General features: G+C 57.0%; 19 protein-coding genes and 4 tRNA genes. 8 read left to right on the plus strand and 15 right to left on the minus strand.

The annotated features are described in order from the left end of the window. Window positions 1–10: 10 nt before the first annotated feature. Window positions 11–1,018 carry a hypothetical protein gene (locus ABIE59_RS02460; RefSeq protein ID WP_354443918.1) on the plus strand — a complete coding sequence of 336 codons (1,008 nt, stop codon included), beginning with the start codon at window positions 11–13 and terminating at the stop codon, window positions 1,016–1,018. A gap of 41 nt (window positions 1,019–1,059) precedes the next feature. Here ABIE59_RS02460 and ABIE59_RS02465 read toward each other — a convergent pair whose 3' ends face one another. The 3 genes from ABIE59_RS02465 to ABIE59_RS02475 form a co-directional block, all read right to left on the minus strand. Next, on the minus strand, window positions 1,060–1,605 hold the full coding sequence (locus tag ABIE59_RS02465; protein ID WP_354443920.1) for a shikimate kinase: 546 nt from the start codon (window positions 1,603–1,605) through the stop codon (window positions 1,060–1,062). A gap of 140 nt (window positions 1,606–1,745) precedes the next feature. Beyond that, a tRNA-Met gene (locus ABIE59_RS02470) sits at window positions 1,746–1,822 on the minus strand. Between the two features lie 97 nt (window positions 1,823–1,919). Then, window positions 1,920–3,257 (minus strand): acetyl-CoA C-acetyltransferase, encoded by a 1,338-nt coding sequence (locus ABIE59_RS02475; RefSeq protein ID WP_354443922.1) that lies wholly within the window; start codon window positions 3,255–3,257, stop codon window positions 1,920–1,922. A gap of 189 nt (window positions 3,258–3,446) precedes the next feature. On the opposite strand from ABIE59_RS02475, the gene ABIE59_RS02480 reads away from it, so the two are divergent. Then, window positions 3,447–4,853, plus strand: coding sequence for a 3-oxoacyl-ACP reductase (locus ABIE59_RS02480; RefSeq protein WP_354443924.1), 1,407 nt, complete (start codon window positions 3,447–3,449; stop codon window positions 4,851–4,853). 135 nt (window positions 4,854–4,988) lie between these two features. Here ABIE59_RS02480 and ABIE59_RS02485 read toward each other — a convergent pair. From ABIE59_RS02485 to ABIE59_RS02510, 6 genes are all read right to left on the minus strand, one after another. Further along, window positions 4,989–5,064: transfer RNA gene (locus ABIE59_RS02485), tRNA-Val, on the minus strand. Between the two features lie 10 nt (window positions 5,065–5,074). Continuing rightward, window positions 5,075–5,151: transfer RNA gene (locus ABIE59_RS02490), tRNA-Asp, on the minus strand. A gap of 42 nt (window positions 5,152–5,193) precedes the next feature. Beyond that, window positions 5,194–5,269, minus strand: a tRNA-Val gene (locus tag ABIE59_RS02495). Window positions 5,270–5,459: 190 nt separating this feature from the next. Next, window positions 5,460–5,717, minus strand: a complete 258-nt coding sequence (locus ABIE59_RS02500; protein WP_354443926.1) for a hypothetical protein — start codon at window positions 5,715–5,717, stop codon at window positions 5,460–5,462. A 50-nt stretch (window positions 5,718–5,767) separates the two neighbouring features. After that, window positions 5,768–6,628: a DUF2846 domain-containing protein gene (locus tag ABIE59_RS02505; RefSeq protein WP_354443928.1), complete on the minus strand. Its 861-nt coding sequence runs from the start codon at window positions 6,626–6,628 to the stop codon at window positions 5,768–5,770. A gap of 145 nt (window positions 6,629–6,773) precedes the next feature. Next, window positions 6,774–7,730, minus strand: coding sequence for a hypothetical protein (locus tag ABIE59_RS02510; protein ID WP_354443930.1), 957 nt, complete (start codon window positions 7,728–7,730; stop codon window positions 6,774–6,776). A gap of 172 nt (window positions 7,731–7,902) precedes the next feature. On the opposite strand from ABIE59_RS02510, the gene purE reads away from it, so the two are divergent. The 6 genes from purE to ABIE59_RS02540 all read left to right on the plus strand — a co-directional run bounded on the left by purE (window position 7,903) and on the right by ABIE59_RS02540 (window position 15,274). Then, the gene (gene purE / locus ABIE59_RS02515) at window positions 7,903–8,394 is read left to right on the plus strand and encodes a 5-(carboxyamino)imidazole ribonucleotide mutase (RefSeq protein ID WP_354443932.1); all 492 of its coding nucleotides are present in this window, start codon (window positions 7,903–7,905) and stop codon (window positions 8,392–8,394) included. 174 nt (window positions 8,395–8,568) lie between these two features. Then, window positions 8,569–9,687, plus strand: a complete 1,119-nt coding sequence (locus ABIE59_RS02520; protein WP_354443934.1) for a 5-(carboxyamino)imidazole ribonucleotide synthase — start codon at window positions 8,569–8,571, stop codon at window positions 9,685–9,687. Window positions 9,688–9,761: 74 nt separating this feature from the next. Further along, complete coding sequence (gene sodB / locus ABIE59_RS02525; RefSeq protein WP_354443936.1) at window positions 9,762–10,340, plus strand: superoxide dismutase [Fe]; 579 nt, start codon at window positions 9,762–9,764, stop codon at window positions 10,338–10,340. 254 nt (window positions 10,341–10,594) lie between these two features. Continuing rightward, on the plus strand, window positions 10,595–12,655 hold the full coding sequence (locus ABIE59_RS02530; protein ID WP_354443938.1) for a putative bifunctional diguanylate cyclase/phosphodiesterase: 2,061 nt from the start codon (window positions 10,595–10,597) through the stop codon (window positions 12,653–12,655). Between the two features lie 23 nt (window positions 12,656–12,678). Then, entirely contained in the window at window positions 12,679–13,266 is a 588-nt protein-coding gene (locus tag ABIE59_RS02535) for a LemA family protein (RefSeq protein ID WP_354443940.1), read from the plus strand. Window positions 13,267–13,276: 10 nt separating this feature from the next. Then, window positions 13,277–15,274 (plus strand): M48 family metallopeptidase, encoded by a 1,998-nt coding sequence (locus ABIE59_RS02540; protein WP_354443942.1) that lies wholly within the window; start codon window positions 13,277–13,279, stop codon window positions 15,272–15,274. 204 nt (window positions 15,275–15,478) lie between these two features. Here the strand turns inward: ABIE59_RS02540 and gspD are convergent, their stop codons facing one another. From gspD to ABIE59_RS02570, 6 genes are all read right to left on the minus strand, one after another. Then, window positions 15,479–17,434 (minus strand): type II secretion system secretin GspD, encoded by a 1,956-nt coding sequence (gene gspD, locus ABIE59_RS02545; RefSeq protein ID WP_354443944.1) that lies wholly within the window; start codon window positions 17,432–17,434, stop codon window positions 15,479–15,481. A gap of 32 nt (window positions 17,435–17,466) precedes the next feature. Continuing rightward, entirely contained in the window at window positions 17,467–18,321 is an 855-nt protein-coding gene (locus tag ABIE59_RS02550; RefSeq protein ID WP_354443946.1) for a type II secretion system protein N, read from the minus strand. Window position 18,322: 1 nt separating this feature from the next. Then, window positions 18,323–19,114 carry a type II secretion system protein N gene (gspN, locus tag ABIE59_RS02555; RefSeq protein WP_354443948.1) on the minus strand — a complete coding sequence of 264 codons (792 nt, stop codon included), beginning with the start codon at window positions 19,112–19,114 and terminating at the stop codon, window positions 18,323–18,325. A 168-nt stretch (window positions 19,115–19,282) separates the two neighbouring features. Then, entirely contained in the window at window positions 19,283–20,932 is a 1,650-nt protein-coding gene (gene groL, locus ABIE59_RS02560) for a chaperonin GroEL (RefSeq protein WP_106695369.1), read from the minus strand. Window positions 20,933–21,008: 76 nt separating this feature from the next. Then, on the minus strand, window positions 21,009–21,296 hold the full coding sequence (groES, locus tag ABIE59_RS02565; RefSeq protein ID WP_058091815.1) for a co-chaperone GroES: 288 nt from the start codon (window positions 21,294–21,296) through the stop codon (window positions 21,009–21,011). A 196-nt stretch (window positions 21,297–21,492) separates the two neighbouring features. Then, complete coding sequence (locus ABIE59_RS02570) at window positions 21,493–22,062, minus strand: FxsA family protein (RefSeq protein ID WP_354443951.1); 570 nt, start codon at window positions 22,060–22,062, stop codon at window positions 21,493–21,495. Window positions 22,063–22,126 lie beyond the last annotated feature (64 nt).

Raw genomic sequence — 22,126 nt, forward strand, 5'->3', positions numbered from 1 at the left:
GGTAGCCCGGATGCTCAGGATTAACCGCGAAAACCTACGGTCCAGCCATCAGTTGATCTGGTTCCTCATCGATTTTCTGATGCTGGGCCTGCTGATCATCAACCTGGCCTTTATCATCTGGGATTCGATATACAGTTTCGTTGCGGTCCAGAACCTGCTGGAAGACAACCTTCCGGCAGTCAACGCTGCCTATCTGCCGATCCATGAACGTTTTATTTTCTATGACCTGATCTTCGTTTCCATTTTCCTGACCGAGTTTTTCGTCCGCTGGGGCTACTCCGTCAAAGCCCAGGTCTACGACCGCTGGTACTTCTACCCGTTCATACACTGGTACGATCTCGTGGGCTGCATCCCCGTCGGCGGCTTCCGCTTCCTGCGGGTACTGAGGATCATCTCGATCGTCTACCGCCTGCACCAATACAAAATCATCGACTTCACCAGCACTCGTCTGTACCAGTTCGTGTCGTTCTATTATGAAGCCTTCATGGAAGAGTTATCCGACCGGATTGTTCTGAAGGTGCTGAGCGGTGTTCAGGACGAGGTAAAGCGTGGTTCTCCCCTGTTTGAACGTATTCAGAGTGACATCCTGTTCCCAAGGCGGTCCATGTTGTCGGATTGGCTATCCGAACGCGTCGCCCTGGCTGCGCAACAAGGCTACATTCCCAATAGAGGTGCGCTGCGAGTCTATCTGGAAGACCGTGTAGACAATGCCCTGAAGCAGAACCTGGAACTGTCGAGGCTGAAATACCTGCCGGTGGTAGGCCCCACCATACAGGACACGCTGGAAAATGCGGTTGGCGATATCGTGGCAAACGTTATTCACCAGATTCTGGAGGATCTGGCGTCTTCCACCAATCACGCGTTTATTGAAGATATTGTAAACGTGATGCTGCCTGAGCCCGGAGAAGTCCGTGGGGAAGACGCCGAAAAAGAAGCGCTGATCAACCTGATTCTGGAAGTGATCGATGCCATCAAGGATCAGGTGCGAGTGAAGCACTGGCGCGAGAATCTACCCTAACGCATCACCCTGCTATCGGTAGCAAACCGGCGCCTTAAGCTTCAGAGCTTGCGGACAATGGCGTCGCACAACTGATCCTGATTAAACCCTTCCCCTTTTACAGTTAGATCTGCGTAGCGGGTATAAAGCGCGAAACGCTCTTCAAACAATTCGGCCAGAGACTGGTCTGGCCGTCGGGAAATGCCCCTGAGGCTGTAATCACCGATACGCTGTATCACTGTGTTCAGCTCGATATTCAGGAACACCACCGTGCCATTGTGCTTCAGGTGAGTCATCGCAGCGTCACTGTACACCGCACTGCCGCCGGTGCTGATCACCTGATTGTGAACACCCAGCCCCAACAGAACCTGTTCCTCAATCTTACGCAGCGCTGCATAGCCGTCGTGATCAACGATCTCCTGAAGCGTGCGGCCCGCCTGTTCCTGAATCAACAGATCGGTGTCGATGAACCCCATACCAAGGCGCTTGGCCACCAGCACTCCGATGGTACTTTTACCACTGCCAGGCATACCGATGAAAATCAGGTTTCGGCCGTTATGATCTGCCATCACACCTGGCCCTCCACTGCATAGCAGGCGGCTGGACATAGACTAGCTCCTGTTAGGTGACTTAGGGGCCGTCCACCAGGCGGGCACACCCATCGGCGACCTTCAGATCAGTAAATCGTATTTTTTTGGATACAAAAAGCAAAAAGGCAGATCAGTTGGTACTGATCTGCCTTTTCAATTGGTAGCGGGGGCTGGATTCGAACCAACGACCTTCGGGTTATGAGCCCGACGAGCTACCAGACTGCTCCACCCCGCATCAAACTGGTTGTTTACCGGGTCACCCCGATCAACGTGGCGCGAATAATACGGCGTGAAGTTGCCCCTGTCAAAGGAAATTACGGTTTTCCCGTAACTTAGCGCTCCAGAATCGCCGTCACACCCTGACCACCCGCGGCACAGATGGAAATCAGGCCTCGACCACTGCCCTTTTCTTCCAGCAATTTGGCCAGAGTTGCGACGATACGACCACCGGTGGCGGCAAACGGGTGCCCGGTTGCCAGGCTGGAGCCTTTCACGTTCATCTTTGCCCGGTCAATACTGCCCAGCGGCTTGTCCAGGCCCAGGCGTTCCTTGCAGAAGCCCGGATCTTCCCACGCCTTCAGGGTAGACAATACCTGGGCGGCGAAGGCTTCGTGAATTTCGTAGAAGTCGAAATCCTGCAGGGTCAGGCCTGCCTTCTCCAGCATCCGGGGTACGGCATAGGCCGGCGCCATAAGCAGGCCCTCCTTCTTGTCCACAAAGTCGACAGCAGCCACTTCAGAGAAGGTCAGCCAGGCCTTCACTTCCATATTATTGGCTTTTGCCCACTCTTCACTGGCCAGCAGCACGCAGGAGGCACCATCGGTCAGTGCAGTGCTGTTGGCGGCCGTCATGGTGCCGTTCTCACGATCAAAGCAGGGCTTGAGCGAGGCCAGTTTTTCAAGGGTCGTGTCCGGGCGCAGGATATTGTCTTTATCCAGGCCGGCCATCGGTGTCAAAAGATCTTCAAAAAAGCCCTCTTCATAAGCTTTGGCCAACTTCTGATGGCTTTCCCAGGCCAGGCGATCCTGATCCTCGCGGGCGATACTCCACTCCTTTGCCGTAACCTGGCAATGATCCCCCATGGACATACCAGTGCGAGGCTCGCCATTCTCGGGAATTTCCGGCATCAGGTGGCCCGGACGGAAACGCCCGAGAATCTTCAACCGCTCCTTGGCGGTTTTGGCACGATTCAGGTCGAGAAGAATTTCCCGCAGACCTTCACCCACACCAATCGGTGCGTCCGACGTCGTATCAGTTCCGCCGGCAATGCCGCATTCAATTTGCCCAAGAGCAATTTTGTTCGCCACCAGAATGGCCGCCTCAAGCCCGGTACCGCAAGCCTGCTGAATATCGTAGGCCGGGGTTTCCGGCGCGAGGCCAGAACTCAACACCGACTCCCGGGTCAGGTTGAAGTCGCGGGAATGTTTGATCACCGCGCCGGCGACCACCTCTCCCAGCCTCATGCCCTGAAGGTTGTAGCGATCCACCAGACCCCGAAGCGTGGATGTCAGCAGTTCCTGATTACTGATTTTGCTGTAGGCGGTGTTGGAGCGGGCAAACGGCGTACGGTTACCGCCGATAATGGCAACTCGACGAACACCGGGCGCCTTTTTGGTCGACCGGGAACCGGATTTCGTGCCAGAACGAGTGGTTTTTGGTGCCTGTGCCATAGCAAACTGTCCCTTCAGTGTTGATCATAAGTGGTTTGATTCAGATTAGCCCAAAGTCTAGCGCCTGGCGCCCATTGCTCATTGGCAACTCTGACAACACCATGACTGAGTTGAGTCAATCCAATAACTGGCAGAAGCTTTACCCTTTGGGCTATTTCATACTCAACCAAACTCACAAGGAAGAACATCATGTCTGACCTCTACCTGAAGCTGGTTAATACTCCGGTTGGCAAAACCGCCGCACAGTCGCTGGGTTTACCCTCCCCGACACCACTCAACCGCCTGAAGCGGGTCGACCAGCCGTTTATTGAAGGCGACGTATTGATTGGTGCCGGCGCTGGCGCCCGCGCTATCGCTACTCTCGGCTCAATCCTTGGCGCCAGCCCGGCGGGCCTGCACCATGCCACAGGTCTCGACACCCTGGCGGACTCCGCTCAGGCGGGCAACAAAGCCAAGGCACTGGATGTGTCCGGCGAAGTGAACGGCAAGTTCTCAGCGCTGGTATTCGATGCTACCGGCCTTAAAAACCCGCAGGAACTGCGTGCCCTTTATGACTTTTTCCACCCGACCATCCGCAAACTGGCCGCCAACGGCCGAGTGCTGGTGATTGGCCAGGATCCGCACACCTGCCGGAAAGCACCTCAGGCCGCCGCCCAGCAGGCGCTCGAAGGCTTTGTTCGCGCTGTCGGCAAGGAGATTGGAAAGAGGGGCGCTACCGCCAACCTGGTGTGGATGGCTCCGAACGCCGAGAACCAGCTTGATTCCACGGTACGCTTTTTCCTGTCTGCACGCTCGGCCTATGTTTCCGGGCAGGTGGTGCGCGTTGGCAAAGCAGAAGAAGTCAAAGCCACCAACCCGGTGGCTCCGCTGGCCGGCAAGGTAGCTCTGGTGACTGGCGCCTCCCGGGGCATTGGCGCGGCCATTGCCGACACTCTGGCCCGCGATGGCGCAACTGTTATCGGCCTGGATATTCCGCCAGCGATGGAGGAACTGCAGAAAGTGACCGACGCCATCAAAGGCAAGGCGCTGGCCTGCGACATTACGGAAGAAAAGGCACCCAAGCTGATAGCCGATTTCATCGAAAAAGAAACCGGCGGCGTGGATTTCGTGGTTCATAACGCCGGAATCACCCGCGACAAAACCCTTGGCAACATGCCCGAGCACTTCTGGGACATGACGATCGCCGTCAACTTGACCGCCGAGGAGCTGATCGATGAAGAATTGGCTGAACGCAACCTGGTGCGCGACAACGGCCGGATCGTATGCATTTCCTCCATCAGCGGCATTGCCGGCAACTTCGGCCAGACCAACTATTCCTGCGCCAAGAGCGGTGTGATCGGTTATGTGGAGTCTATGGCAAAGCACCTGAAAAACGGCATAACCATCAACGCCATTGCCCCCGGCTTCATCGAAACCCAGATGACCGCCGCCATGCCGTTCACCATCCGCGAGGCGGGCAGGCGCATGAACAGCCTGTCTCAGGGCGGACAACCGGTAGACGTGGCAGAAGCCATTGCCTGGTACTGCAACCCGGCCTCCGCCGGCGTTAACGGCAACGTGGTGCGAGTGTGCGGGCAGTCTCTGATCGGCAAATGATGCCAGACCTTGCAAAAGCCTGAACGACGAGAAACCGGGGGCATCAAACTCCCGGTTTTTTGTATCAGGGAAACGGTCAGACTTTCCTGCAGACGAAAAAAAAGCAGATCCCTGGGGATCTGCTTTTTTCAAATCTGGTGGGTGGTGCAGGGATCGAACCTGCGACCCTCGCCTTGTAAGGGCGATGCTCTCCCAGCTGAGCTAACCACCCGGGAAAAAGTTGGCGGAGCGGACGGGACTCGAACCCGCGACCCCCGGCGTGACAGGCCGGTATTCTAACCAACTGAACTACCGCTCCGCATCGATTCAACCTTGGCTGAACCTGCAATCCGCTTGAAAATGGTGGGTGGTGCAGGGATCGAACCTGCGACCCTCGCCTTGTAAGGGCGATGCTCTCCCAGCTGAGCTAACCACCCACTTCGTGGCCTTACTGTTCTTCAGGCTCAAAGCGGTCACCTGTTGCGCTTGGCGCCTGTCGATTCAGCGTTGCTGCATCAACCAAGTGAGACGCGCATTTTAAGCATTTCGCTCACGGTGTCAAATGTTTTCCGGAAAATTCACGAATTTTTTCTGACCCGGCATTACCTGAGCATTTATTAATCAAAATCAGGAGCTTGTGTGCCGTTTACGCCCACCAGGAAAGTCGCGCACCTCCCCGGTTTTCTGCCCCGCCTGCTCACCCTTCTGACGTAACGCCAACTCACTGACCTTGGCACGCCGTTCACCCGGAATCGCCTGACTGGCCAGCGAACGGTTGAGATCATCCAGCTTGGCTCTGACGTCCCGCCAGGACTCTTCCAAATAGGGCGCCAGGCGCCCCGCTACTTTCTCGAATCGAACGACCAGATTATTTTTGAGCGACATCGTTTTTTATCTCACCGCAGTCAATCAACTCCAGTGTAGACAACCCCGGCTCAGAAAATCCACCAGCCGCCGCCGGATTCTTCTTCACGCCGCTGCTTGCGCTCCAACTCCAGCTTTGCGTAATCCCTCTCCAGCACCTCCAGCTTCTGATCGGCCTCAAGGGGCTCTGTGGGGCCGCCACCAAACGGCCAGTACCAGGAGGCGGATTCATACCTGCCCCGCTCCTTGAGCCGCTCAACCTCCAGCGCCCGTTCTTCCTCCAGCGCAGCCTTTCGCTTCTTGTAATCCATATCCTCATTAACCTCAACAATGGAAGCACCGGCATGATTCGGTGCCAGCAGATCGCTGTTGAGGAACAGGGTGGAAACAATCTGATCAGACTGCATGGCGTAGTCACGGGTAACCAGCTGTAAATCCCCATTGGCCAGGGAGTGGTCCGGATCCAGATCCGGATGGCGCCGCTCCGGCTCAGTCAACTCGTTGTAACGCAGGTAATAGATTTTGCCCGGCTCAACCCGCAGCGTGGCATCGGCAATCAGGCTCAAGCTGAACGAATTCAGCCCCTCAAGCCCCAGCAGCGGTCGCCGCATGGCAATGTGCCGCTCACCCGGCTTCACTTCAAGCCAGGTAAAGCTGTTATTACGAATATTGAAGTAGTGTTTGTCATCGATGTAGACGCTGGGCGCTTCAATTTCATCGGCTGCCCACTGGGAGTGAGTGCGATAAAAATACAGAACCGCATTGCTCTGATCCCAGGCATCGGTGTCGATATGGACAAAGTCATGCCCCGACACAGGGTGCAGGAAAGCTCCCACGCTCTTGCCAATAGATTGATAGATGGTACAGCCGGAGAGCGCCACCACACACAACAGGGCGATAGCGTTCCGAAGGTAAGGCACTCGTTTTTTCATTGTTATGCACTCTTCATCCCTATCGAGTTGACCGATGATAACAACTGCCACCCGATAGAAATGAGAGCTACCGCAAGGGATGAATACAAACTGTTACATTCCCCCCCAACCCCTGGAAGCCGAGCCTTCGGGAGAATAAGCAAGCCTAGTTTCCGGAAACCTGCGAGCGGAGCTGGTTAACCTCTTCCGACAACCGAACCAGCCGGGAAGTAAGCTGAGACCGCGACGCATCCACCGCATCAACCGTCTTCTTGAGCTCAGACAGCTGATTCCTTAACGCGCGGACCTCGTCGTCGCCCGCCATAGAGCCCATTTTCTGTTCCAGCGCGGCAACCTGGCCTTCCATGCCACTGATTCCCAGCTTCTGCTCCTGCTCAAACCGCCGTATCCGGCTCTCAATCACCTGATCCACATCCCCGATCTGTTGGCTTAGCCGCGTCAACTGCTGCGTCGCCTCCTGATTGGCTCGCTCCAGCGAAGCAACGGAATCGTCAAGTCGCTGCCGCACCTGCGCCACATCCGCCGACAAACCGGTCCGCGCCTGTTCCAGCGATGCGCTCAGATCAGCCACAGCCTTGTTCGCCTGGGCAAGCTGATCATCAACATCCGCAAGCCTTTGCTGGTGCTCATCCAATCTTTTTTTGTTGCGCTCGTTGGCAATCACCCAGAGTTTGCGGATCTCGCTGTCTGCTGAATCCAGGCGTTTATCATTAGCGGCAATCTTCTCCTCCAACGAAGCTCCCCGCTCCTGCAGCGACTCCCCGGTTTCCGACAACTCACCCTCAAAACGCGCCAGCGCCAGCTTACTTTGCCGTGCCCAGTAGTCAGCCTCTTCCAACTGGCCCTCCAGAGCTTCAATACGCTCATTCTGAACATACCAGCCGGCACCCGCTCCTGCGGCCACGACCACCAACACAAGCCACATCAACAACCCACCTCCCGGGCCACCACCGCCAGACGTCTTCTCCGGTTTTGGGGGCTTTGGGGGCTTCTGCCGGTTACTGGCCGATTTACTCTTTTGCCCATCAGGCTTTCTGGGCTCGGCGCCACCAATAGGGGGCTCAGCTCTCAGCTCGTCGTCGTCCGGGCGAATGGATTCCATTACTACTCCTGAATCGGGATGGTCAGAATATTAGTCACGATAATACCCGCACTTAACAATCCATTAAAATGAAGCCTTATAAAGATTACCGGGCCGCGCCAGCTCTGTGTTGCATGGTAGGTAGGCAAAACATACAATGGCCGGCTTTCCAATTATCACAGGACAGTTGCATATGCAGCCGCTTGTAGGACTCATCATGGGCTCGAAATCCGACTGGCCCACCATGGAACACGCCGCCGACATGCTCGAAAAACTCGGCGTACCCTACGAAACCCGTGTGGTCTCCGCCCACCGCACACCCGACCTGCTCTTTGACTACGCCAAAACCGCAGCCGACCGCGGCCTGAAAGTCATCATCGCAGGCGCAGGCGGTGCCGCTCACCTGCCGGGCATGGTTGCCTCCCAGACCTCTCTGCCGGTTCTGGGCGTTCCTGTACAATCAAAGGCCCTGAACGGCCTGGATTCACTGCTGTCTATCGTACAGATGCCTGGCGGCATCGCCGTTGGCACCCTGGCCATCGGCAAGGCCGGGGCCACCAACGCCGGCCTGCTGGCAGCACAGATTATCGGCACGTCTGATGACGGCGTCCGCAAGGCTGTTGACGAGTTCAGAGCGAAACAGACACAAACAATTCTGGATAACCCTGACCCCAGAGATCAGTGAAGCCAACTCCCAAGGCTGGATGAGCAGTTCGGGGAAGGCTTTCCAAAACTGTGCGGAGCCATGGATGGCGGAGCCCAAGCGCCCCATGGATGGGCTTGAGCGTGTTTTGGAAAGCCTTCCCCGAACTGCTCACACCACCAATGTCAGAGCCGAAACAGTGGCAGGAGAAATTACATGAGAATTGGTGTACTTGGCGCCGGCCAGCTAGGCCGCATGCTCGCCCTCGCAGGCTACCCCCTGGCCAAAGACTTCGTGTTCTATGACATGTCCGGCAGCCCCAGCGCCGGCCTAGGCGAAGTCATCATCGACCGTGACGGCCAATACCTGGACGACTTCCTCTCCCGGGTTGACCGCGTCACCTACGAATTCGAACACCTGCCTGTCGCCGTGGCAGAAGAGCTTGCCAAACACAAACCCGTACACCCAAGCCCCAGAGCCCTGGAAGTTTGCCAGAACCGCGAAGCCGAAAAGACCCTATTCGGCCGCCTCGGCATCCCCACTCCACAATGGCAAATCGCCGACAGCGCCGAGTCGTTGAAAGCCGCTGCCGAAGAACTCGGCTGCCCAGTGGTTGCCAAGTCCATCACAGAAGGCTACGACGGCAAAGGCCAGGCCGTCCTGAAAACACCGGAAGAGGCAGAAGCCGCCTGGAGCCGCATCGGGCACCCCCGGGTGATCGTCGAAAAATTCGTGAACTTCAACCGCGAAGTATCGATTATTGCCGTACGATCGGAAGACGGCGACCTGGCGTTCTACCCGATTGCCGAGAACACCCATCACGAGGGCATCCTTCGTTATTCGATTGCTCCCGCGCCCGCCCTGCAGGCACATATTCAGCAAGACGCCGAGAAGTACATCAAATCTCTGCTGAACGAATTGAACTACGTGGGCGTATTAACTCTGGAATTGTTTGAAACCGATGATGGCCTGGTCGCTAACGAAATGGCACCGCGAGTGCACAACTCCGGGCACTGGACCATTGAAGGCGCCATGACCAGCCAGTTTGAAAACCACATTCGCGCTGTCAGCGGGCATGCCCTCGGCAACGTTGAAGCCAGAGGGCTCAGTTGCATGATTAACATCATCGGCGAGCACGGAGACATTGAACGCATACTGGAACTGCCCTACGCTCATGTTCACCTCTACAATAAAGGTGAACGACCGGGGCGCAAGCTGGGGCATGTCAATATCCTTGCCGACAGCTATGAAGAGCTGGTTTGGCGAGTCCGGAACTGTGCGCAGTTCCTGCCCGGCAGCCCCGAGTTTACAAGCACTCTTACACCAAGGGGTTGATTTAGCTCAAATCGCCCCTATATTGCAGTGACGAACACATTCAACATAAACAGAGAGACAGGGAGAACGACCTCATGGCATTTGAACTTCCCGCACTGCCTTACGAAAAGAACGCTCTGGAACCGCATATGTCCCAGGAAACCCTGGAATACCATTACGGCAAGCACCACCAGACCTACGTGACCAAACTGAATGGCCTGGTTGACGGCACCGATAATGCCAGCAAGTCCCTCGAAGACATCATCAAGAGCGCCAGCGGCCCGCTGTTCAACAACGCTGCTCAGGTTTGGAACCACACCTTCTTCTGGAACTGCCTCAGCCCGAACGGCGGTGGCGAGCCCACTGGCGCAGCCAAGGAAGCCATCGAGAAGGCCTTTGGTTCTTTCGAAGAGTTCAAGAAAGAATTCAACGACAAAGCCGCCAACAACTTCGGCTCCGGCTGGACGTGGCTGGTGAAGAAGGCCGACGGCAGCGTAGCCATCGTCAACACCAGCAACGCGGAAACGCCGCTGACCGGCGCTGACAAGCCGGTACTGACCGTTGACGTTTGGGAGCACGCTTACTACATCGACTATCGGAACAGCCGCCCGAATTATCTGGAAGGCTTCTGGAACCTGGTCAACTGGAATTTCGTCAACGAAAATCTGGCCTGATCACAGGGAAGTAGCCCCGGAAGCAGTCTGACTGCTCCCGCTCGAACGCCCGCCAGGCCTGCCTGGCGGGCGTTTCTGTATCCAAATGCGACGAAACCGCAACAAATCGATACACGCCTACCCGAGATTCTTTGAAAAAATCGTCCATACTCCATGCAGTTGCAAAAAATCTGAACCATACTGTCGTACATGGCAGGCCTGAACCCGGCGCTGCTCCCAAGAACAATCCAGACAGATGAGCCACAAGACTCAGAATGCAAATCGCCTTCAAAGTTGAAAATCACCTGGGATACCGGATCCTGCGCTGGGTACTGATTGTCGCCCTGCTGACAGGCATTCTGGTCAGCACCGTGCAGGTTGTTCTTGACGCCAGGCGCGTCTCCATGGAACTGGAACGTCAGGCCAACCAGACCATGGCAATGGTCCGTGACGCCGCCACTCAGGCCGTGTTCAGTATTGATGACACCCTCGCCCAGCAAGTAGTGGACGGCTTGTTCGCCCTGGAACCCATTCACCTCGCACGTATTTCTCACCCGGATGGCGACGAACTGGGCGGCCGGCTGCGACCACTGCAAGACCGCACTTTCCGACCCATTACCGATCCCATTTTCGGCAGTACTCGTGAATACCGTGAAAGCCTGCACCGCAGCACCAGCCCAGGTACCATTTATGGTTACCTCGAAGTGCACTACGACACCGCCCCTTTTGCTGAAAACTGGTTGAACCGGGCATTGGTCACCTTTGGTTCCGGCATTGCACTGGCACTGATCCTGGGCCTTGTTCTGTTCGTGGTTTTCCACCTGGTACTGACTCGCCCCCTTCTGCGCATCGTGCAGTCCGTCCGAAAGGTAGACCCGGCACGGCCTGACGACCGACTGATTGCGGTTCCGGATGGGCACCGGGCAGATGAACTCGGGCTTTGGGTGAACGCCACCAACAATCTGCTGGTATCGATCGGTGACAGCCAGAAGAAACACCGGGAAGCCGAAGACCGGGTCAACCGTCTGGCCCGCTATGACACCCTGACCGGGCTGCCCAGCCGCGATGCGTTCATGGAAGACCTGCAAAGTGACATCGTGTCTGCCCGGGATAGCCAAGGCACGCTGGCACTGATGGTTTGCGGCATCGACGATTTCAAATCCGTGAATGAACAGTGCGGCTTCCGCACCGGTGATACTATTTTGCAGACGGTCGCCAGCCGGCTGACGGCCAACCTGCCCTCAGACCGATTCAGTGTTGCTCGTCTGGGCAGCGACCAGTTTGTGGTTGTTGAAAAACGCCTGCGTGATGGCTTCCAGGCAGCCGATACGGCCGAAAAAATACTGGGCAGTTTCGCCACCCCAATCAATGCCGGCAACCACCGCATCTCCATGACCGCTACCCTCGGCATTGCGCTGTTCCCCTCAGACGCTGATCAGGCCGACCGGCTGCTGCAGAGCGCGGAACAGACCATGGCACTGGCCAAGCAGAATGGACACAATCATTTCCAGTTCTATGTCGCCAGCATTGATCAGGAAATCCGGGAGCGCAAACAGCTTGAGAAAGACCTGAACAACGCCCTGACCAACCACGAATTCCATCTGGTTTACCAGCCTCAGATCAACCTCGAAACCAAACGCATTATCGGTGCCGAAGCGCTGCTGCGCTGGGAACACCCAGAGCGCGGCATGATCCCTCCGGATGACTTCATCCCGGTTGCCGAGTCTAATGGCGCGATTGTCGAGATCGGCCAATGGGTACTCGACCAGGCCTGCTGGCAAGCCGCGCGATGGGCCAGTGAGGGCTCACCTCTACGAATTGCCGTAAACCTGTCGGCCGTTCAGCTTCGTCAGGAAGCCATCGTCGATGATATTCTGAACACTCTGAAACGCCATAACATTCCATCTGGCCGCCTGGAGCTTGAAGTCACCGAGACCAGCTTCATGACCAATCTGAGCGATGCCGTGGCCAAGCTGCACCGCCTGCATCGGGCCGGCATCAGCATTGCTGTGGATGATTTTGGCACCGGTTACTCTTCCCTCACCTACCTGAAGCAGATGCCGGTTCAGCACCTGAAAATCGACAAGCAGTTCATCCGGGATTTGCTGGTCAACGAGGAAGACACCCGGATTGCCAACACCATCATTGATCTTGGCAAAAGCCTGAATCTCACCGTTGTGGCCGAAGGCGTCGAAACCGCTGAACAGGAGTACTACTTGAGCCAGCGTGGTTGTAAACTGGCCCAGGGGTACTTTTTCAGCAAGCCACTGCCACCCAGAGAATTTGAGACGTTTGTACAGACTTTCCATGCCCGTATCGTGGAAAATAACGCCTGAACCTTTCACCCTGAGGAGTAGTCATGGGAACGACCGTCATCGGCCTTGTTGTTATTGCCGTTGTCATTTTTTACCTGGTGTTTATCTACAACAACCTGGTATCGCTGCGTAATCAGTTCAAGAATGGCTTTGCGCAGATTGATGTGCAGCTACAACGGCGTCATGACCTGATTCCCAATCTGGTGGAGGCCGCCAAGGCCTACCTCGTTCACGAGAAATCCACTCTGACCCAGGTGATGGAAGCCCGCAACAACGCGGTCAGTGCACAGAAAGACGCCGCCAAAGACCCAGGAGACGGCACCAAGATCCAGCGGCTGGGCAGTGCCGAGAACCTGCTGACCAAAGCCCTGGCAAATTTCTATGCTGTCTCGGAAAACTACCCGGAGCTGAAAGCCAACGAAACCATCCAGCAACTGATGGAAGAGCTTTCCAGCACGGAAAACCGGGTGGCCTTTGCCCGCCAGGCCTACAACGATGGCGTGATGACCTACAACATTTTCCGCGAGAAGTTCCCGAACAACATTGTTGCCGGCATGTTTGCCTTCAAGGAAACCGCCCAGCTGCAACTGGAAACCCCGGAAGCGCGCCAGGTACCGAAAGTCAGCTTCTGAGGCCTGAATCATGGCAAACCCCGGTTTCTTCCAGCGCCAGGCCGATGCCCGGCGCAATACCGGCCTGTTAATCGTCCTGTTTCTGACAGCCGTCACCCTGATCACCCTGGCCGTTTGCCTGGTCGGGTACCTGGTGACCCGGAGCCAGACTTCCGTTCTGCCCTTCCATCACTGGCTCACCTCCAGCCACGGACTCACCACCGCACTTGCGGTGGTGTTGCTGATAGGGGTTGGCTCGCTGGTTCGCTGGGCAGACCTTGCCGGTGGTGGTAGCCGGGTGGCAAAGATGGTGGGTGCCCGCCTGATCGAACCCGACACCAACGATGCCGAGGAACGCAAACTCCGCAATATCGTCGAGGAAATGGCCATCGCCAGTGGCGTTACGGTACCAGACCTTTATGTGATGGATAATGAAACCAGCATTAACGCCTTTGTCGCCGGCTACACGCCCGGTGAGGCCGTAATGGTGGTCACCCACGGCGCACTGACTCACCTCACCCGAGACGAGCTTCAGGGCGTGGTGGGGCATGAGTTCAGCCATATATTGAATGGTGATATGCGCATCAACGTCCGGCTGATTGCCCTGTTGGCCGGCATCCTGATGCTTGGTCAGATCGGCCACTTTCTGCTCAGAACAGGTTTTTATAGCAGTGGCCGAAGCCGAAACCGGGACGGCCGGGCGCAGGCTGCAATGGGCCTGATCGGCCTGGCGCTGATGGTCATCGGCTATGTGGGCGTGTTCTTCGGCCGTCTGATTCAGGCGGCGGTATCCCGGCAACGGGAAATGCTGGCCGACGCTTCCTCCGTACAATTTACCCGTAACCCGGAGGGCATAGGCGGCGCCCTGTTCAAGATCGGTATGAAAGGCGGCTACCTGGACACCACCAGCCACGCCAGCGATATGAACCACATGTGTTTTGGTGAGTCGGCCCGGATGAAGTTCAGTTCCTTGCTGGCCTCTCACCCCCCGGTCAACGAGCGCATCAATGCCATCCAACCCGGCATGCTGGCTCGCCTGCGCAGCCGCCTGAGGGACACAGAGCCAAGCCAGAAGCTGCGCCAGGATGCCGCCAGAGCGACCGGCAAGGCTGGCCTGAACGATCTGGTCAACCAGGTTGTCGCGCCTGCCAGGGGCCGTGGTAACTCATCACCGGTGCGCTCTTCTCTGACACCCGATACCCCACCGTTGGCGGAAAAGCTCTCGACAAGGGTAGGCACTGTCAGCGCCCAGAGTGAGGCCTTTGCCGTCCAGCTTCTGGAACAATTGCCATCCACTTTCCGTAATCTGCTCTACACCCGCGCCGGTGCCATACAACTGTGTTATGCGTTGCTGATCTTTGATCTTTCACCGAGCGTTCAGAAGCAGCGACTGGCGTTACTGACTGAACACCCGCTGCTGGGTACTCAGCCGGACCTGCTGGACAAGATGCTGCCAGCCCTCGCCAGGCTTGGTGAAACCGCGCGGTTCCCGGTACTGGAACTGGCCATGCCGGCATTGCGAAAGCTGGACCCGGAAGAACGCGACGGCCTGCTCGAAAACGTCCAGAAACTGGTGGCGGCGGACAACCGGGTGAGCCTGTTCGAGTTGGCCCTCACTACTTTCCTGAACCGACATCTCGACGTCGGTGCAGAACAGGTTGTGCCGGTAAAATACAGGAACTATCGCCAGGTGATGCCGGCCCTGCGTCGCCTGCTCAGCCTGTTTGCCCGGGCCGGCACCGACACTGCTGAGGGCGCCGACAAACTGTATCTCGAAGCCATGGCCGGGTTCAGTACCGGGCAGGAAGAAAGCAGGAGTGGAAAGGTGTCGATGCGGGAACTGAGAGAAGCGCTGGAAATACTGAATCGGCTGTCGCCACTGCTGAAGCCCGCCGTTATTGACGCCTGCGGATACTGCGTGACCCACGATGGCAAGGTGGATGTTCGGGAGTATGAGTTAATGCGGCTGGTAGCAGATCAGCTGGATTGCCCGATGCCGCTAAGGGGTCTGTCCCCGAACGGGGACTGACCCACCTTTGCCCGTCTGCGGCAACCAAGCCTGACCACGTACCTAGTCTTCCAAAATGGGTCAGTCCCCATGCGGGGACAGACCCTGAGAGACTGACCCACTTTTGCCCGTCTTCGGCAACCAAACCTGACCTCGTACCTAGCCTGCCAAAATGGGTCAGTCCCCGTTCGGGGACAGACCCCTTGGGACAGACCCCGTAAGACCCTACTCCCTACGCCCCTGGAACAGCATATCCACCGAGGGCTGGTCTTCCGGGGCGGGCAGGCCGAGCTTTTCTCGGACTTCGAGGTTTACGTCCCACAGCTGGTTAAATTTTTCGGTAGTGGCAGCCACGCTCTCGTCTTTGCCGAGCATAATGGTCGGCCTCAGGAAAACCAGCAGGTTTCGCTTGATGCGGGTTTCAGACTCCGATGAGAACAGGCGCCCAAGCAACGGGATATCCCCGAGCAGCGGCACCTTGCTTTTATTGATCTGGAAATCATCTTTTATCAGGCCTCCAAGAACCACCGTTTCGCCGTCGTCCGCGAGCACGGTGGTTTTGATTTCCCGCTTGTTGGTGATCAGATCCGAGGCACCGGAGACCGTTGTGGTGGAGATATCCTCGGTGGTCTGCTCAACGACCAGCCGAACCAGGCCGTCGGCACTGATGGTCGGGGTTACTTTCAGGGACAGGCCAACATCACGTCGTTCGATGGTGGTAAACGGGTTAGTCAGACCATCGCCAGTCGTTGTCGACTGCCCCGTCCGGAATGGCACGTTCTGACCAACAATGATCTCAGATTCCTGATTATCCAGAGTGATGATGCTCGGTGTGGAGAGCAGGTTAGCCGCAGCAGAGGAAGACAGCGCCTGAATCAGAATACCCCAGGTCAGACCATTCCGGTCTCGCTGACCAGCACCGATCGTTATACCGCCGCCCAGTTGCGGCAGGGTATCGCCCACCAAAGCGCCAATCACCGAGTTCAGGCCCAACATACCCTCACCACTGGTAAGGTTGGTACCCATTACCGGGAAGGCGTTGGCAGACTCATCACCAGCTGCCAGTTGGACACCCAACTGATCGCCCAGCTCGTCACTGATCTCGACAATCGCCGCTTCAATCATCACCTGAGCCCGGCGCACATCCAGAGCGGCCACAATCTGCTCGGCTTCCTGCATCAGGGAAGGCTCGCCACGGACAACCAGCGCATTCAATCCCTCATCGGCGAACACCGAGAAGCTCGCGGAACGACTACCCGATGAACCACCGGCACCGGAGCCACTGCCAGTGCTCGATTCCCGCACCACTTCGCCCATCACACCCTTGAGGATTTCGGTCAGGGCTTTGGAGTCAGCGTGCTTGAGCCGGATGACTTTTGTCGTGCCGCCAGTTGCCGAAGGCTGATCAAGCTGACGAATCAAACCCCGCATTTTGTCACGGAACGTCTCGTCACCCCGGAGGATCAGCCGGTTGCTCCGTTCATCCGCGGTCACGCTGTACTTTCTCGCGGAACTGTCACCGCTGCCACGGCGCAGTTCATCCGGCGCGAGCTCCTGCAGGAGTTTGACCATATCACCCACCCAGGCTTCCCTGAGCTGGATAACCTCAACTTCATACTTCGAAGGGCTGTCGAGTTCGCGAACAATCTGCTCAATTCGCTGAATGTTCGATGAATGATCACTGACAATCAGGGCATTTGCCGCAGCCACGCCGGCCAGATGACCATACTTGGCTACCAGAGGCCGCAGGATCGGCACCAACTCCAGGGCATTGGCGTTATCAATCTGAATAACCCGGGTAATCAGTTGTTCAGACGGGATAACCTCGAACCGGTCCAAAATCTCGGCTGACTGCTTGGCATCTACCTGCTGGATGATCTTGATGACTTCTTCACCGGGAATGGCGGTAAAACCGTGCACATTCAGCACCGCCAGGAACAGGTCATAAATTTCATGCTTGTTCATGGGTGCGCTTGAAAGCACCGTCACCTTGCCTTTAACCCGGGGGTCCACCACAAAACTGTACCCGGTGATGTCTGCAACCTGGGTAACAAATGCCCGGATATCCGCATCCTTGAGATTCAACCGCCAGGTTTCATCCTGTGCATGAGCCACCGATAGGATTGGCAACAGCAGAAGAAACACGAGGGTCCGGAATACGTTGGTCTTGTGGTTATACATCTGGCGGTATCGTCCTGTTGTATTGTTCCCGATCAGCGCCACTGTTCGGGTATGGCATAGCTGACGGTCAGTATGGAGCCGTCTCGTTCGATCTCGATATCCAGCTGGGCCTGGCTTCGCCAGTCCTCCAGCAGGGATTTATCCTGTTCTATATCACCGAGGCGCTGGCCGTTAATGGCAGTAATGACATCGCCCTGACGCAGATTCACCGCATCGAGCATCGGGTTGGAGCCATCGTACACATACCCGGAAGCGCCGCTGTCATCCGCTGGCCGCAAGCCATAGGCAGCCAATGCCGCTGCCCCCTCTGAATCCAGCTGCTGCCTCGCCCCGGCCAGGAAGTCATCCGGGGATTCTGCTGCCTGAACCGGTGCATCCGCAACCATTACCGAGGAATCCAGCTGCTCTTCAAACGCAAGTGATTCATAACGACCACCCCGTCGGATCAGAATTCGGTCTGATTCCACTTCCGCCAACTCGGCGTTCCCGGGCAACGTCTCTCCGACCCGATAATACTCGGTTTCGCCATTGCTTCCGGCAACTATAGCACCGGAGTCTTCCGGCCGCTGCCCTATCAGCACCCCCTCGAGGCGCAACCGTAACCCGGTTTCCGGTGCGCTGCGGCGAACAACCTCGGCCACACCTGCCTGTTGCTCTGGCCGGCCAAAAAATTCGTAGCCGGCAATGGGGGCCTGAGGCGCCCGGTTGTGGGCGCCAGAATGGCCACCTAACTGTGCCGGCGCATCCGGCACCGGCCGGTCAGACCACGCATACAGCCAGGTCAGTTTGGCCGCCGACACACTCAGGTACATGACAAGGGCGACCAGAATAATGTTTGCCAGGGCTCTGGATAGACGCTCCTGGTGATGTACTGCCAATCCTGCCACGTCAGAACCCTCCCGGCAGTATTGGCTGACGGACCCGAAACACGACATCTCCCGGGCGCGCCGTGTCTGGCCAAGGCTGCTGCGCCAGGTCAACCATACGCTTATACACCCGGAGTTCCATCATGCCGTCCCAAAGAATGCTGGCATCTGCAGCAGGGCCATCACCGCCCCGCTCTGAAACTGTGAGCGCGACACCACCTTCGGTGGTATCCACATTGGCCTGCATAGGCGGGAACTCTGCCTGCCCGGTCTGATTCCCCATAGGCCAGGTAACCAGCCCGCCATTCCAGTGCCCGACACCATCGGCTTGTTGCAACCGGTTATCAGCAAACACCAGACGCAGGCGATCGATACTGACATCCCCTTCAATCATGGCGCCCCCGCTCTGGCGAATCAGATCTTCAAACTCCGCTACAGCAATGCGACCACGGGCATTCACGTCGAGATTACCCGGCCAGCCGATGCTAACAGCTCCCTCCACACGGGATTGTGACGAAGCCAGAGAAATACTCACCGGTAACTCCAGCCCGGTTAGCGAGGGCCACCCGAGCTGCCACTGCACCCGAGCGGGAAAACCCGCAACCACAACACCGGCAGCGCCATCCCAGAGTCGGCCGGACACCTGCTGCACTGCCACCTGAGGTGGCAACTGAATGTGCCTGGACGCCTGATGCCAAACCCATCCGGCGGGCACCCACAGCACCAGCACAACGCCATACACCAGCAGCCCAAGCAACAACAGCAGTATGACTTTGGCGGGGCGCAGAAAGGGCTTGGTCTGGGGTTCGGTCATTGAGTTTTGCACGTTGATGAACGGGTAACCGAGTCTAACAAAGCCATTGGGCAAGTTCATGACAAAAATAACGAAAAACCCCGCGCCAGTGTGAACCAGCGCGGGGTTTTTCAGGGGTAGATCGGGCCAGACCTCAGAAACTGAGATCTGGTCGGGACCTGGCCGGCATCACATCATGCCGCCCATGCCTCCCATTCCGCCCATGCCACCCATGTCTGGCATACCGCCGGACTTCTCGTCTTCAGGCTCGTCGGCAACCATCGCCTCGGTGGTGATGATCAGAGACGCAACAGAAGCGGCTGCCTGCAGGGAAGAACGGGTTACCTTGGCAGGATCCAGGATACCCATTTCGAGCATGTCGCCGTACTGCTCGGTTGCGGCGTTGAAGCCGAAGGAACCTTCGCCTTCCTTCACTTTGGCAACCACAACAGAGGACTCGCCACCCGCGTTGAACACGATCTGACGCAGCGGAGCTTCCATGGCGCGGCGCAGGATATTCACACCGGCCTTCTGCTCTTCATTGATGGCGTCTACCTTGTCCAGGGCCGCAATGGCGCGGATCAGGGTAACACCACCACCGGCTACGATGCCCTCTTCAACGGCAGCGCGGGTGGAGTGCAGCGCGTCTTCAACGCGGGCCTTCTTCTCTTTCATTTCCACTTCAGAGCCGGCACCAACCTTGATCACGGCAACACCGCCAGCCAGCTTGGCTACGCGCTCTTGCAGCTTCTCTTTGTCGTAGTCAGAGGTGCTGTCTTCGATCTGCTTGCGGATCTGCTCAACGCGGGCTTCGATATCGCCCTGAGCGCCGGCACCGCCGATCAGAGTGGTGTTTTCCTTGGTCACGTTAACGCGCTTGGCAGTACCCAGGTCATCCAGAGTGGTATTCTCCAGGGTCAGGCCTACTTCCTCGGAAATCACGGTACCGCCGGTCAGGATGGCGATGTCCTGCAGCATTTCCTTACGACGGTCACCAAAGCCAGGTGCTTTAACCGCGTTCACCTTCACGATGCCACGCATGTTGTTGACAACCAGAGTGGCAAGGGCTTCGCCTTCGATGTCTTCGGCAATGATCTGCAGCGGCTTGCCAGCCTTGGCCACAGCTTCCAGCACCGGCAGCAGTTCGCGGATGTTGGAGATTTTCTTGTCAACCAGCAGGATGTACGGGTCGTCCAGCTCGGCAGACATGTTGTCCTGATTGTTGATGAAGTACGGGCTCAGGTAACCGCGGTCGAACTGCATACCTTCAACAACGTCCAGCTCGTCTTCCAGGCCACGGCCTTCCTCAACGGTAATGACGCCTTCTTTGCCTACGCGCTCCATAGCGTCTGCAATGATCTTGCCGATGGTCTCATCGCCGTTGGCAGAGATGGTGCCAACCTGGGCGATCATGCGGCTGTCGTCGCAGGGCTTGGCCATTTCACGAATGGCTTTAACGGCTTCAGCCGTACCTTTGTCGATACCGCGCTTCAGATCCATCGGGTTCATGCCGGCAGTCACTGCCTTGATGCCCTCATTAACGATGGACTGGGCCAGAACCGTTGCGGTCGTGGTGCCGTCACCAGCGGTTTCGTTGGCCTGGGAAGCAACTTCCTTCACCATCTGCGCGCCCATGTTCTCGAACTTGTCTTTCAGCTCGATTTCCTTGGCCACAGACACACCGTCTTTGGTCACGGTCGGAGCGCCGAAAGACTTCTCCAGAACCACGTTACGGCCTTTCGGGCCCAGGGTTACCTTGACGGCGTCTGCCAGGATGTTTACACCTGCAACCATGCGTTTGCGGGCGCTATCACCGAATTTAACGTCTTTTGCTGCCATGTCTTCTATTCCTGTTCGTTAAACCGAAGTTGAATAAGATCGGATTAATGAGCGTTGGTACTTATCGCTGCTGCGATCACTCAAGCACGCCGTAGATTTCGCTTTCGCTCATGATGAGCAGCTCTTCACCGTCAACCTTTACGGTGTTACCGGCATACTGACCGAAGACCACGGTGTCACCCACCTTGACCGCCAGTGCACGGGTTTCGCCGTTATCCAGAATACGGCCGTTGCCCACAGCAACCACCTCACCCTGGGAAGGCTTCTCTTTGGCGTTACCCGGCAGCACGATGCCACCCGCAGTTTTCTCTTCTTCTTCCTTACGGCGTACGACAACACGATCGTGTAGCGGACGAATTTTCATTGCTCGGTTTCTCCAATAGTCAGATTAATGTGGCAATGACAATTGCATGTTAAAAGTGTCTGGCCGGAACCCCGGACCGGACAAATTGCCCCGGCATCCAAGCCACTGATAGACAGCAGTTTTCAGCCCGAGACGAATCTGTGGTGAGTTAATGGGGTTGCCACCAACGTTTTCAACACCCAGAGCGAAAAAAATTTCACTTTTTTTCGTCGCCCTCACCGCGCTCCCGTGCCCGCTCAAGGCGTTCCCGATCGCTCTCCGTCTGATCCTGATATTCGCCTTCAATAATGTCGCCATTGGCATCCCGATCAAACGGACGCTGCGGCCCGAACGGTCCATGCCCTTCAAACGGCCCCTGCCCGAATGGCCCGGCACCACCGCCTGTACCAAAATAAAAGCTCCGACTCTGGCCGGCTACCGTCATTCGCTTCAAAGCCTTCGCCGCGAGCCAGTGCCGGGACCCCGGCAACAAACAGGCCAACCCCACCGCATCGGTGATAAACCCCGGTGTCAGCAACAAGGCCCCGCCCACGGCCAGAATCAGCCCCTCGGCCACTTCCTTTGCCGGCAATTCGCCGCTGTTCAACCGCTGGTTCGCCCGCAACAACGTAGCCAGCCCCTGCTGACGCAATAGCCAGGCGCCAATGACGGCGGTCAGCAGCACCAGCGCGATGGTGTTCAACACCCCGATCAGGCCGCCGACCTTGATCAGAACCACCATCTCAGCGATGGGCATAATAATGAAAAGAAATAGGAAAACGGGCAAAATGCCTCCTTATAAAAACGATGCAGACACACAGAGAACGTAAACCACCTCTGAACTTAATTAG

It is taken from the genome of Marinobacter sp. MBR-99 (genome assembly GCF_040547575.1).
In the GTDB taxonomy this organism is placed as follows: domain Bacteria; phylum Pseudomonadota; class Gammaproteobacteria; order Pseudomonadales; family Oleiphilaceae; genus Marinobacter.